13 protein-coding genes are annotated in these 13,287 nt (G+C 66.8%); 8 read left to right on the top strand and 5 right to left on the bottom strand.

Annotated elements, in window-relative coordinates:
* Positions 1-60: 60 nt before the first annotated feature.
* The 6 genes from FB548_RS16985 (at position 61) to FB548_RS17010 (ending at position 7,277) form a co-directional block, all read left to right on the top strand.
* Entirely contained in the window at positions 61-2,160 is a 2,100-nt protein-coding gene (locus tag FB548_RS16985; protein ID WP_142125992.1) for a gluconolaconase, read from the top strand.
* A gap of 116 nt (positions 2,161-2,276) precedes the next feature.
* Complete coding sequence (locus tag FB548_RS16990; RefSeq protein ID WP_142125993.1) at positions 2,277-2,702, top strand: YciI family protein; 426 nt, start codon at positions 2,277-2,279, stop codon at positions 2,700-2,702.
* A 10-nt stretch (positions 2,703-2,712) separates the two neighbouring features.
* Complete coding sequence (locus tag FB548_RS16995) at positions 2,713-3,120, top strand: VOC family protein (protein ID WP_142125994.1); 408 nt, start codon at positions 2,713-2,715, stop codon at positions 3,118-3,120.
* Positions 3,121-3,329: 209 nt separating this feature from the next.
* Entirely contained in the window at positions 3,330-3,869 is a 540-nt protein-coding gene (locus FB548_RS17000) for a hypothetical protein (protein WP_142125995.1), read from the top strand.
* 23 nt (positions 3,870-3,892) lie between these two features.
* Positions 3,893-5,242, top strand: coding sequence for a DUF2235 domain-containing protein (locus FB548_RS17005; RefSeq protein ID WP_142125996.1), 1,350 nt, complete (start codon positions 3,893-3,895; stop codon positions 5,240-5,242).
* Between the two features lie 97 nt (positions 5,243-5,339).
* Complete coding sequence (locus tag FB548_RS17010; RefSeq protein ID WP_142125997.1) at positions 5,340-7,277, top strand: S9 family peptidase; 1,938 nt, start codon at positions 5,340-5,342, stop codon at positions 7,275-7,277.
* A 7-nt stretch (positions 7,278-7,284) separates the two neighbouring features.
* Here FB548_RS17010 and FB548_RS17015 read toward each other — a convergent pair whose 3' ends face one another.
* The 4 genes from FB548_RS17015 to FB548_RS17030 form a co-directional block, all read right to left on the bottom strand.
* The gene (locus tag FB548_RS17015) at positions 7,285-7,659 is read right to left on the bottom strand and encodes a YciI family protein (protein ID WP_142125998.1); all 375 of its coding nucleotides are present in this window, start codon (positions 7,657-7,659) and stop codon (positions 7,285-7,287) included.
* A gap of 89 nt (positions 7,660-7,748) precedes the next feature.
* Positions 7,749-7,997 (bottom strand): DUF3297 family protein, encoded by a 249-nt coding sequence (locus FB548_RS17020; protein WP_142125999.1) that lies wholly within the window; start codon positions 7,995-7,997, stop codon positions 7,749-7,751.
* A gap of 50 nt (positions 7,998-8,047) precedes the next feature.
* A complete protein-coding gene (locus FB548_RS17025) occupies positions 8,048-8,758 on the bottom strand; it encodes a DUF6445 family protein (protein ID WP_142126000.1) in 711 nt (236 codons plus the stop codon).
* Positions 8,759-8,882: 124 nt separating this feature from the next.
* Complete coding sequence (locus tag FB548_RS17030) at positions 8,883-9,479, bottom strand: fasciclin domain-containing protein (protein WP_142126001.1); 597 nt, start codon at positions 9,477-9,479, stop codon at positions 8,883-8,885.
* A 174-nt stretch (positions 9,480-9,653) separates the two neighbouring features.
* On the opposite strand from FB548_RS17030, the gene FB548_RS17035 reads away from it, so the two are divergent.
* Together FB548_RS17035 and FB548_RS17040 are read left to right on the top strand one after the other, a co-directional pair.
* Positions 9,654-10,208: a hypothetical protein gene (locus tag FB548_RS17035; protein ID WP_142126112.1), complete on the top strand. Its 555-nt coding sequence runs from the start codon at positions 9,654-9,656 to the stop codon at positions 10,206-10,208.
* Between the two features lie 104 nt (positions 10,209-10,312).
* Positions 10,313-12,790: a mechanosensitive ion channel domain-containing protein gene (locus tag FB548_RS17040; RefSeq protein ID WP_142126002.1), complete on the top strand. Its 2,478-nt coding sequence runs from the start codon at positions 10,313-10,315 to the stop codon at positions 12,788-12,790.
* Between the two features lie 6 nt (positions 12,791-12,796).
* Here the strand turns inward: FB548_RS17040 and FB548_RS17045 are convergent, their stop codons facing one another.
* On the bottom strand, positions 12,797-13,159 hold the full coding sequence (locus FB548_RS17045) for a hypothetical protein (RefSeq protein WP_142126003.1): 363 nt from the start codon (positions 13,157-13,159) through the stop codon (positions 12,797-12,799).
* Positions 13,160-13,287 lie beyond the last annotated feature (128 nt).

The raw sequence follows: 13,287 nt of genomic DNA on the forward strand, positions 1-13,287 counted from the left end.
GCTTCCAAAGCGTGCGTCGAATCTCCATCATGCGGCGTCCTTCTCCCGTCTTCTGATGCAATGAGTCGTGCTGCCTGGCTATGGGCAGTGGTGGTGCTCACCACCGCCGCCCTCGCCGCCACCTTCCTGTTCACCCCCCGCTTCCCGGTCCCCGTGCATGACGCCGGCCCGCCGGCCACCCCGTTCGGCTGGTCGGGACAGCTGTCGCTGACGGCGGGCGATGGCGTGCGTGGCCTGCGGGATGGCGCGGGGCCGCAGGCCCGCTTCGACGACCCCTGGGGCATCGTGGTGATGGAGGACGGCACGCGCTATGTCGCCGATGCGGGCGACAACAACCGCATCCGCCGCATTGCCGCCGACGGCACCGTCACCACACTGGCGGGCGGGCGCGAGGGGTTCGCCGACGGCACCGGTCCGGCCGCCGCCTTCCACACACCGTCGGCGTTGGCGCGTGACGGTGACGGCAACCTCTATGTGGCCGACACCGGCAACCATGCCATCCGCAAGGTCACGCCACAGGGCGTGGTGACCACGGTCGCCGGAACGGGCGAAGCCGGCTACCGCGATGGGCCTGCGAGGCAGGCGCAGTTCAATGGCCCCATCGGCGTGGCGGTGGATGGCAGCGGTCGCATCTATGTGGCCGATACCTACAACGACCGCATCCGGCTGATCTCGCGCGAAGGCGATGTCACCACGCTGGCGGGCGGAGAACATCCCGGATTCCTCGACGGTTCGGGAACGGAGGCGCGGTTCGACACGCCGACCGGTATCGCGGTCGATGCGACCGGCGTGGCCTGGGTCGCCGATCTTCGCAACAATGCCATCCGCCGCATCGGGCCGCGGGGTGGCGTCAGCACGTTGCCGATGGAGCAGGACCTACCGACGTTGGCCGGCCCGCGTCGGCCCTTGAGCCTCGCGTTGACGCACGACGGCCAGTTGTACGTCGGCGAGATGTATAGCGGGCGCGTCATGCAGGTGATGCGCGACGGTCGCTGGCATGCGCTGGCGGGGCATGTGACGGACCAGCGCCTGTCGCGCACGGCCGGCCTGGCCGTGGATGCCGCCGGCGACGTGCACTTCACCGACGCGGGAAGCCACCGCGTGCACCGCATCGCGCCACTCGCAGCGGGTGCAGTATCGATGCCGGCGACCGTGGGGCCTTCGATGGACGATCCATTGCCGGAGACGGCGGGCCGCTGGCCGCTGCAGCCGCAGGACGCGTGGCACGAAGTGGTGGGCACGCTGGGTGAAGTCCGGGGCGACTACGAAGGCGAGAGCCGCCATCATCTGCATGGCGGACTCGACATCCGCGGCGACGTGGGCGCCACCGTATTGGCCATCGCCGACGGCAAGGTCAGCAGTCCGTCCGCGGCGTGGGGTTTCGATGGCCTGGGCGAAGGATTCGGCGTGGGCCCGCTGGACTACATCCATATGCGCGTCGGCCGCACGCCACGCGGCGACCTGCTCGATCCCTCGCGCTTCCAGTTGCTGCGTGACCTCAATGGCGATCCCGACCGCATCCGGGTACGTCGCGGTACCCGTTTTGCTGCCGGCGACGCGCTGGGAACGATCAACCGCATGGCGCACGTGCACCTGTCGATCGGGCCATCGGGCTACGAGCGCAATGCCATCGCGCTGGGGTTCACCGGCTTCACCGATGTCTACCCGCCGCGCATCGACGACGTCGCACTGTTCGACACGCTCGACCAACCCATCGACCAGCATCAGGACGGCCGCGTGCTGGTGCCGCGCGAGCTGCAGGGCGTGCGTATCGTCGTGGACGCGTGGGACCAGGTGGATCGCAACCTGCCGCGTCGCCGCCTGGGCCTGTATGCGTTGGGCTACCAGGTGCTGCATGACGACGGCACGCCGGTGGTCGGCTTCGAGGCGCCGCGCATGACGCTCGATTTCCAACGCCTGCCGTCCGATGACGCGGTGCAGGTCGCCTACGCGCCGGGCAGCGGCATCACCGTGCATGGCAGCGCCGTGACACGTTTCAAGTACAGCGTGACCAACACTGTGCGCGATGGCGCCTGGGGCGAAGGTGCGTGGCAGGCAGGCGCATTGCCGCCGGGCGACTACCTGCTGCGCATCACCGCGCGCGATTACAGTGGCAACGAGGCGCAGGGCCGTCGAGACCTGAAGCTGCGTCTCCAGTAGGGCGCGTCCCGACCCGCCGCCGTCCGTCGCGCTGGGTCGTGTCGATCCGCGCCGTCCCCGTTCGTCGTCTCCTTGAAAGCGGCGGAAGGTCCCGGCCGCGTGACAGGAGATTCTCAATGAAAGTCATGGTCATCGTGAAGGCCAGCCCCGCGTCCGAAGCCGGTGAAATGCCCGAAACCGAACTGCTGGCCGAGATGGGCAAGTTCAACGAAGCGCTGGTGAAGGCCGGCATCATGCTGGCGGGTGAAGGGTTGCATCCGTCCTCGCGGGGCGTGCGGGTGCGCTTCGAGGGCAAGCAGCGCAGCGTCATCGATGGGCCCTTCGGTGAGACGAAGGAACTGGTCGCCGGCTTCTGGCTCTGGCAGGTGCGCAACCTCGACGAGGCGATCGAGTGGATCAAGCGCGCACCGTTCGATGGCGGCACGGAGATCGAGTTGCGACCGGTGTTCGAGGCCGACGACTTCGGGGATGCGCTGACGCCGGAACTGCGCGAGCAGGAAGCGCGGCTCGCCGCACAGATCTCGTCGCAGAACCAACGTTGAGGTCATCGCCATGAGCCACCAGATCTTCGTCAACCTGCCCGTCCGCGACCTGGACGCCTCAAAGGCGTTCTTCACGGCGCTGGGCTACGCAGGCAACCCGCAGTTCACCGACGAGAACGCCGCCTGCATCGTCATCAGCGACAGCATCTACGTCATGCTGCTGGTCGAGCCGTTCTTCCAGGGCTTCACGCGCAAGGCGATCTGCGACTCGCGCACGCATACCGAAGTTATCCTCTGCCTGTCGGCCGACAGCCGCGCTGCCGTCGACAGCATGGCGGACAAGGCGCTCGCCGCCGGTGGCAGCGAACCGATGGAAGCCAAGGATTACGGCTTCATGTACCAGCGCAGCTTCCAGGACCTCGATGGCCACCTGTGGGAAGTGGTGCACATGGACGAAGGAGCAATGCCCGAGTCTTGATGTACATGAATGTAGGTGGCGAGGTGCACTGACTTGAATGTGAAAGCTTGCGCAGGCGACACATCTGAAGTACAGAAGAGCCGACGCGTGACGCGGGAGGTGCACGAATGCAGGGCAGGAAGCCAACACGCCATCGACGTTCTTCGGGCCATGCGCCATCGCTGGCGCTGATATCGGCGATGATCATCTCAACAGCAGGATGCCAGGGCATGGCGATGACGCAGGAATCGGGCAACGGAAAGGCCGTGGGTAGGATCGACAATACGGTCGCCGACTGGCCATTGACGTTCGTGCAACACAATTTCGGTGCGCACTGTTTCGACACCATCGGCTGCAGGATCACTTATTCGGGCTTCACCCACGGGGTCGACGCAGACGATGAGGTCAGCCCGCCGTTGGCGTCCTATCGGGGGACGCGAGAACAGATCTTGAGCGCAGGGCACATTGCGCGGCGGAATTTTCCGCCGCCCGCCCACGTGAGTTGGCGGTCGAAGGATGGGGTGGCGCATGAAGCCGACGTCGATATCGCCGCAATCTTCAGCGACAAGAAGATCGTCCATCAGGTGCCGCGCGAAGAGATACGCGAGGACGTTTCGATCACCGATCCCGACATCGTGCTGGAAGTCGAGGACCGCACGATCACGGTATACATGCGTGCGTTCATTCCCACCAAAGCGCTGCAGGTGGCCGGCAATCCCTATAGCGGTCATCGCAACGATCTGGTGCGCGTGTGGAGCAGGACCTACTGAGGCAGTAGTCCAAGGAGAAGGACATGGGCGGAGAACGGCACCCTGACGGCGTCAGCACGATAACGGCGACGGCATCGGACCTGGCGAGTTTTCCACACGCCAGCGAGCAGCTCGCGGGGTTCTCCGCGCCCGTTCTCCACGACAGTGGCAGGTCGGACGACCGTCTGTTCATCGCCGCGTTCGACGGCACCGGCAATAGCATGATGAGGGATGCGCCGGAGAATCATACCAACGTCGCGCGGATCGCCAAGCAGATCGAGTCGCTGAGGGATCCCACCATCGCCCAGGGCTACGTGGAAGGGCCGGGGACGCAGGGAGGGCTGAGCGGCACTTACGATCTCGCCAGCGGGTACACATACGAAGCACGCATGGAGGATATGTATCTTCAGTTCGTGAAGCAGTCGGCCGCCTGGTTGAAGGAGAATCCCGGCGCGGACATCCGCCTCGCCGCCATCGGATTCAGTCGTGGCGCGGAACAGGCGGCCGGTTTCACCCGGTTGGTCGAAGAGCGTGGCATCAAGAATCCCGAGGGCGCGCAGGTGACCCGTGACGGAGACGGTCGCGTCCTACGCGTCAATTACATCGGCCCACCGTTGCGCGAACCCGGCACCGTCATCCAGGCTGTCGGCTTGTTCGATCCGGTCGGCACGGGTGAGCCGCGCGACCATGATCGCCGCCTGCCGCCGTCCGTGGTGTCGGGCTTCCAGATCACGGCCGACGACGAGCGGCGTAACCTGTTCCAGTCCACGCGCGTGATGGATCCCGGGGTGACCGATGGCGGGCGATTCCTCAACGTCACCGTGGCAGGTGCGCATAGCGACATCGGCGGCGGCTACTCCCAGGATGGCATCGGGATCCGCAGCGGCAACCTGATGATCGATTACCTCAACGCACTCAGCGACACGCCCTATCTGGAGAAGCGCGAGGAGCCGATCGATTCGGCGCGCAACGTCATCCATCGCTCCGAAGAGCACCAGTTCTTCTATCGCACCTCGGTGTACGACAAGGCTGGCGCGCGCGGGATGCAGGAGGAGCTCGCGCCCGGAACACTGTGCAGGATCGACTGCCTGGATGCGCAGCCACGCAACCAAGCGCTGGCGCGTGAACTGGCCTGGCGGCCAGTCGAGATCGGCCCGGTGCCGGAGACCCGTTCGGACACCGCAGCGCCGGCCCGTGCAGGCGACATGGTCGAGTCGTTGCTGGATGCGGCGAAGCGCGGGGATGGCGCGGCGATCGAACGCATCTCGCGCGATGGACTGCAGGGTGCGGCCGGACAGGCTTGGTTGCAGGTCGGCCAGCAGCGGCTGGAGGCCGCCTCCCTCGTGCAGACGCCCGCGATCGAGCGGCCGCAGGAGCCGGCGCTGGCGCGTTGAGGTCCGCTTCGCGATGCCGTGACCGCGTGCGCTTGTCCCCCGCCGTGCTGCTGCGCTTTAATCCGCGCGGGGATACGTGATGCCACGGGAGGCGTCCATGGAGTGGGGAATACGCAGTGCGGGTATCCTGCTGGGGTGCCTGCTGGCGCCGTTGGCGCATGCGCAGGTCGAGCTTGAGCCGTTCCTGAAAAGGGATGTGCTGGAAACCCTGAAGATCTCGCCGACGGGCGAGTACTACGCGATGACGGTGCCGCTGGAGGACCAGACCATCCTGGCCGTCATCCGGCGCAGCGACAAGCAGGTCACCTCCAAGGTCAGTGCCGGCCGTGACAGCGTGATCAATGGCGTGTGGTGGGTCAGCGACGAGCGCGTCGTCGTCTCGGTGGCGAAGAAGTACGGCTCGCGCGACCAGCCCTATGCGACCGGAGAGCTCTACGCGACCAACGCCGATGGCAGCGCGCGGCGCCAGATCTTCGCCCGCTACGGGCTGGAGGGCACGGAGCTGCAGCCGCGTGCCGCTTATCTGATCGACACCTTGCCGGGTCAGTCGCGCAAGGTGCTGGTGGGCATGTACGCGCTGGATACCTCGTCCCCGAGCACGCGGGTGGAGATGCTCGATGTCTTCAGTGGCGATCTCGACACGGTGGCGACCGCGCCGGTGCGGAATGCGCGCTTCGTCGTCGACCCTGCCCGCCGGGTGCGCTACGCGATCGGGTCCGGCGACGACAACATCAGCAAGCTCTACCATCGGGCGGACGATGATTCACCGTGGACGCTGGTGAACGATGAAGGCAAGAGCGGGCACGTGGAGTGGCCGCTCGGTCTCTCCACCGACGGACGCACCGCTTACCTGCAGGTGCAACAGGCGCAGGGGCCCGATGCCATCGTGGCGCTGGACACCACCAACGGTGGGCGCACCCAGGTGATGCGCGACCCGGTGGTCGATCCGCACGACATCATCTATGCGGACGATGGCCGCACGCCCGTCGGCAGTTTCTTCATGCACGAGAAGCTGCGCACCGCGTTCTTCGATGAGGAATCCACCACCGCGCGGCTGTATCGCAAGCTGGAGCGTTCGTTCCCCGGCTCGTCGATCGAGATCACATCGGGCACGCGCGACGGCCGGCTGAAGATCGTCCATGCGTGGAGCGATACCAGTCCGGGCGATTTCTTCCTGTTCGATACGACGAACAACTCGGCGGACCTGGTCTTCAGCCGGCGCAGCTGGCTGGACCCCGCCAAGGTGGCACCCAGCGAACTGGTGACGCTGCGGGCGCGTGACGGACTCGCCCTGCATGGCTACCTCACCCGGCCGCATGGGCACCACGCCGCGCCGTTGCCGATGGTGGTGATGCCGCATGGTGGTCCGTTCGGCGTCTTCGATGGCTGGGAGTTCAACGACGAGGCGGAGATGCTGGCGCGTGCGGGCTACACGGTGCTGCGGCTGAACTACCGCGGCTCCGGCAACTACGGCAGTGCATTCCAGCAGGCCGGTGCGCGGCAGTGGGGGCGCACCATGCAGGACGACGTCACCGACGCCACGCGTTGGGCGATCGAACAGAAGATCGCCGACCCGCAGCGCATCTGCCTGTATGGCGCCAGCTATGGCGGTTACGCGGCCCTGATGGGCGTGGCGAAAGAGCCGGAGCTCTACCGCTGTGCCGCCGGCTATGTCGGCGTCTACGACCTGGAACTGATGCACAAGCAGAAGTCGCGCAGCGCACGCTGGATGGGTACCTACATGGACGACTGGGTGGGTGACGACCGTGCGCGTCTGGTGGACGTATCACCCACCGCGCTGGCATCGCGCATCCAGGTGCCCGTCTTCCTGGCCGCGGGCGGCAAGGATGAAATCGCACCGCAGGCCCATAGCGAACGCATGGAGAAAGCGCTGAAGTTGGCGGGCGTGCCGGTAGAAGCCCTGTACGTGCGCACTGAAGGCCACGGCTTCTACGCCGAAGCCAACCAGCGCACCTACTACACGAGGCTGCTGGATTTCCTTTCGCGCCACCTGGGCGGCGCGAAAGCGAAGTAGGCGCGGGTCAGGCGCCCACGCGCCGGCGTACCGCGTCGAAGTCGCGCACCGGCCGCACCTCGATGCTGCCGGTGCCGATCCACGGGAACTCCTGCGCGATCTTCACCGCTTCATCGATGCTGTCGGCCTCGATGAGGTTGTAGCCGCCCAGGATCTCCTTCGTCTCGGCGAAGGGGCCGTCGACGACGCTGGTCTTGCCGTTGCGCACGCGCACCGTGCGCGCGGTGCTGCCATGTTCCAGCTGTTGCGATTCCACCAGCGTGCCCTGCGCCTTCAGCTCGTCGGCGTGAGTGATGCAGCCATGCATCATCTGGTCGAAAGCGCCGGCAGGCAGCGCATCGAGCAACTGGTCATCCGTGTAGACCATCAACAGGAACTTCATGCGCCCTCCCGGCGTGCCATGCAGGCCGGGATTGTGCCACGGTGCGCCGACCGGCGACGTTCAAGCCGCGCACGGCGGCGTCGCCACGTTCATTCGCCGGCGGGCGAACGGAACCATGCCTCCACCGTGCCCTTGACCTTCATCGTCATCGGATTGCCGCGGCGGTCCTTCGATTTGCCCACGGGGACGCGCACCCAGCCTTCGCTGATGCAGTACTCCTCCACGTTGTCGCGCTCCACGCCGTTGAAGCGGATGCCGACGCCGCGATCCATCGCCTCGGCGTTGTAGAACGGGCTGCGCGGGTCGGAGGCCAGGTGGTCGGGAGGCGTGTCGGACATGGGAGTGCGTCGTGCGGATGGGAGGCGGAAGGATAACCGAAGCGCGCCGGCTACCATGCCACGCGGTTGCGGCTGCAGATGAGCGTGGCCTGCAGGGTCAGCCTTCCGGATCGCGGGTCAGCACGCAGCTGCCCGGGATGGGGGACGGCTGGGGCATGGAACGCGGCACCGTCGTGGAAGACCAGCCGGTTCCATTTTGCCGGCACGGTGAGCACATGGGTGAACCACGCATTCGAACCGTCCGGGTAGCTCGCCGGCAGTATGTAACGCTGCGAGAATTCTTCCGGTGGCAGCGCATCGGCGTCGTGTTCCATCAGTTCCACCTGCGGCGGCGAGATGCGTGGCAGGAAGAACTGCAGGCCCCCCAGCGCGGGGTCTTGAAAGAGGAACAGTTCGGCCATGGCGGCGCATTGGTCCGCCTCGAACGTGCGCACGCGCCGGGGCATCCGGTGCGCGGGGGAAAGCGTGGCCGGCGGCGACGTCAGCAATGACAGCCGGCCCGCGCTGAACAGCACGCGGCGTGCGCCGAGCGCGCGGCGCGCGTGCTCGCGGAACACGTCGTGCAGCAGGTGGATGAATTCCTCCGGCATGCGCAGCTGCGCACCAGGAAACACCGATGCCGGTGCCGGCTGGAAATCCTCGCGGTAGGCCTCCGCGTAGGCGGGCAGGCGATCCGGCGCGAGCAATGCATCGTCGATGACCACGCAGGCATGGCCGTGGCCGATGGCCAGCTGCTGCACCACGGGACGGGGGTTGAACATGGCGCGGCCTCCCCGGCAGGCCGGCGTGCGGACCGGCCCCGCCAAGATAGACCCTGGGCGCGCCGGTGACAAAAACGCCGGGGCGGCCCACCACGACCGTCCCGGCGGTGCTGCCGTCGAGGAATTACGGCATCAGCACCTTGTCGACCACGTGGATCACGCCGTTGGTGGCCTTCAGATCGGCGGTCGTGACCTTGGCCGTGTTGCCCCTCGCATCGGTGAGGGTGACGCCGCCGTCGGCCAACTGCGCCTTCAGTTCGCCGCCCTGCACGGTCTTCAGCGTGGCGGTGCCGCCGCCCGCTTCGATCTGCTGTGTCAGCGCGGCCGCATCCACATTGCCGGCTACCACGTGGTAGGTCAGCACGGTGGTGAGGTCACCCTTGCTTTCGGGCTTCAGCAGGGTGTCGACGGTGCCTGCGGGCAGCGCGTCGAAGGCGGCATTGACGGGGGCGAAGACCGTGAACGGTCCCGCGCCCTTCAGCGTATCGACCAGGCCCGCCGCCTGCACCGCGCTCACCAGCGTGGTGTGGTCGGGCGAACCGATGGCGAGATCCACCACGTCGTTCTGTTCGGCGGGCATGGCTGCATCGGCCGTCACGTCCGCGGCGGCTTCGGGTACCGGCATCGGCGCGGCACCTGCCTCGGCATCGGCGGTCTTCGGCGAACAGGCCGTGGCGGCGAGGGCGGCCGTCAGGGCGACGGACAGGAAGGTGTACTTCATGATGTGCTCCAGGAGTGGGAAGAGGTGTCCTGCGTTGCGGACACGCAGTTCCTTACGACGCGCTCACCCGACTGGATGCATCACGCGGTCTTAATGTCCTGCACGGTGCGGCACGGCTTCCCCGGACGCGGCCGGCGCGGCATGCTGTTCACCAACTTCCCTCATCCGACGCCGATGTCATCGCCCGACCACGAATTCGACCCCGACGACAACTTCCGCCACGCCTTCGATGACGAGGACGACATGGACCTGGACGACACCGAAGCACTGGTGTGGAACCTGCTGGTCCTGATCAACCCCGGCGACGAGGAAACCGCATTGCGGCAGTTCGCGGCCTACCGCGAAGCGGGCGGCGACGACGGCGTCGAACCCGACCAGGTGTTGTGGACGCTGAAGGATGCCATCGACTGGACCTCCGGTTTCTACGTGGACTGGAAGGATGCGGAGTCCTTCATCGACTGCGTCAACCAGCTCGCGGCGCGCTACGCCATCGAGATCGACTGGGGCGGCGACACCAGCGATGAGGACTTCCTGGACGATACCGACGTGCCCGCGCTGATGGCCACCGCCCACGACCGCCTGCGCGAGCACGGCTACACCTTGTGGAACTGGAACACCGGCGGAGATGCGTATGCGGGTTGGATGGCATTGCGCCGCGACGACGAAGGCATGCAGCAGCTGGCGGCGGTGATGGGGGTCGAGATCCGCCCGGGCAGCGACGCGTTCTGAGCCATCGTTGACCATGGTTCCGACGGTGCCCGGGTTAGACTGCGTGCTTGCCGGCTGTCGGACCGGTTCCCCTTGAAGCGAATGCCATGTTGGCTGGAGCGATCATGCCCGTGATGCGCCTGTTGCTGGCCTGTCTGTTTTGCCTGCTGCCGGCACTCGTCCTTGCGCAGGATGCAACCACGCTGCTGACACCCGCCAAGCCCAAGGCACCGGAGGCTATCGCACTGGCCGACATTCCGGGGCGCGCCGACGCGGACGAACGTTACGCAGAAGAAGTGACGCTGCGCGCAGCCAACGTGGACCCGCTGGGCCGGCTGGTGCCGCGGCTGGCGACGATCGAGCAGTCCGTGGACCAGAAGACCCGCCTGTTCCGTTACGGCGAGCTGCGCACCCTGCCGGTGGTGCGGCTGGAAAGCATGGAGCGCCACTGGAAATTCGATGCGCGGCAATACGCGCGCTGGCGCGCCGACATGCAGGCGCTGGTCGGGCCTTACGCGCAGGATGCCGCGGACCTCGCCCTGCGCCGCGCGGACTGGGACCTCACGCGCGAGGCGATGGCCCCCGGGAGCACGCCGGAGGCCCTGCGCCTGCGCGTCGACGCGGTCGCCGACCGCCTGCAGCAGGCCGAACAGTCGCTTTCATCGCCGCTCGCCGAACAGATCGGACTCGGTCGTCGCGCCAATCTGCTTGCCGCGCGCATCCAGTCCGGCCAGCGGTCGGTCGAAGAAGCCATCGCGTACGCGGACCGTCGGCTGTTGCGTCTGGATGCACCGCCGCTCTGGCGCGTGCAGGGCTCGACGACGCTGCGCCAGGATGTGACGGACAAGCTGAGCCGCGACATCCAGTCGGAAAACAGCTTCGTTGCCCAGTACGCGGCGGCGGACGTGGGCAACCAGCGGCTGCTGCACATCCTGCAGGTGCTGTTGCTGGTCGTACTGCTGTGGGTGGCGTGGCGTCACCGGCGCGATGGTCTGGACCCCACATCGGTCCTGGCGACCGATGCCGAGTCGCGCGTGATCGGCCGGCCTTTCTCCACCTGGCTGCTGCTCTCGATGATCGGCACGCTGCTGCTGGAGCCGAACGCCCCGCTGTTCCTGCACCAGCTCGCCATGCTCGTCGCCCTGGTGCCGGTGCTGCGCCTGATGCCGCAGCAGGGACGGCGCCTGCTCGGTCCGTGGCCATACCTGGCTACCGGCTTCTATCTGTTGCAGCGGCTGTCCGTACTGCTGATGGCCAGCGACTATCTCTACCGCATGTACTACCTGGCGCTGGCGGCATTGGCGCTGGTAGCGACGGGGTGGTTGCTGTGGCGTTCCCGCAGGCAGCAGTTCGCGGGGGTGGCGGGACCGGCGGGCAGACTGGTGCATGCGCTGGCCTGGATAGGCGTGGGGGTGCTGGTGGTGTCGATCGGCGCCAACGTCCTGGGCAATGTGTCGCTGGCGGAAATGCTGGCCTCGGGAATCATCGAGAGCGGCTACTTCGCCCTGGTTCTGTACGCGGCGGTCACGGTGTTCGAGACGTTGCTGCGCCGGCTGGGCACGCGCCGCGAGGTCAGGCGGCTGTGGCTGATGCGCCGGCATGGCGGCAACGTGCTGGAATCGCTGGCACGGTGGGCGCGGGTGGCGGCGGTGATCGGCTGGATCATCTACACGATGAACCGCTTCCGCCTCTTCCGGCCGGTATACGACGTGACGAAGGCCGTGGTGACGCATCGGTTCGAATACGGCGAGCTGTCGATCAGCCTCGGCCACATACTGGTGTTCTGCATCGGCGTGGTGCTGGCGGTCTGGACCGCGAGGACGCTGCGCGCCCTGCTGCGGGAAGAAGTGCTGCCGCGCATGTCGTTGCCGCGCGGTGTGGACAACAGCGTGGCTTCGCTGAGCTACTACGCGCTGCTGCTGCTCGGCTTGCTGGCGGCGCTTTCGGCGGCCGGTTTCAAGATGGGCCAGCTGGCGTTCCTGTTCGGCGCGCTCGGCGTGGGTATCGGCCTGGGCCTGCAGGACGTGGTGAAGAACTTCGTCTCCGGCCTGATCCTCATGTTCGAGCGCCCGGTACAGCCGGGCGACGTGGTGGACATCAGCGGCACGGCGGGCCGCGTGCGCAACATCGGCATGCGCGCGACCACGGTGCGCACCTTCGATGGGGCCGACGTGGTGGTGCCCAACGGCATGCTGCTGTCCGACAAGCTGACCAACTGGACATTGAACGACCCCACCCGCCGGATCGACATCGACCTGGGCGTCGCCTATGGAACGGATGTCACGCGGGTGATGCAGCTGTTGCAGGAAACCACGCGCGCGACGCAGGGCATCGCGGACGACCCCGCACCCGCCGTGCTGTTCACCGGGTTCGGTGCCAGTTCGCTGGACTTCGCGATCCGGGCATGGACGCACGACTTCGACAACTGGTCGACCCTCCGCAGCGAGTTGATGACCCGGTTGCATGCGGCGCTGGATGTGGCCGGCATCGAGATTCCTTTCCCGCAACAGGACCTGCACCTGCGTACGGTGGCGGAGGACGTGCTGCAGTCCCTGGGGCGTCCCGGCCGCGGCCCGGAACAGGGCGATCACGACGCGCGCTGACTGCCGTCAGAGCGTTTGCAGGAACTCGGTGATCGCTTCCAGTTCCGTCTTGTGCAGGTCCAGGGGCTTGAGCAGCGGATCGGTCTGTGGGAACAACGGATCGTCCTGCTGGTCCGGCTTCCGTGCGGGCCGTGGCATACCGACATTGTACATGTTCACCACGCCGCGCAGCTCCATGAAGCCGCCGCTGTGCATGTAAGGCCCGGTCTTTCCCACGCCCCGCAATGTCGGCGTGCGGAACTTGCCGCTGTCGGCGGGATCACCGGTCACTCGGTAGCGCCCCAGGTCCTCTTTCGGACGACCACGGAAGTGCAGTCCGAGATTGTGGAAACGGTTGTCCGTCAGTGCAGGGCCGCTGTGGCAGTTCATGCAACGCGCCTGCGTCTAGGACGGGCACGGGCGCTATCGAATCCGCTCTACGTCCAAGCCGCTGTGACGCCGGCCCAGCGCCAAGACACTGTACGTCGATGGTTGTCGTTCGGCGCCTCACCCCACAC

This window comes from Pseudoxanthomonas sp. 3HH-4 (assembly GCF_006716465.1).
Taxonomy (GTDB): Bacteria; Pseudomonadota; Gammaproteobacteria; order Xanthomonadales; family Xanthomonadaceae; genus Pseudoxanthomonas_A.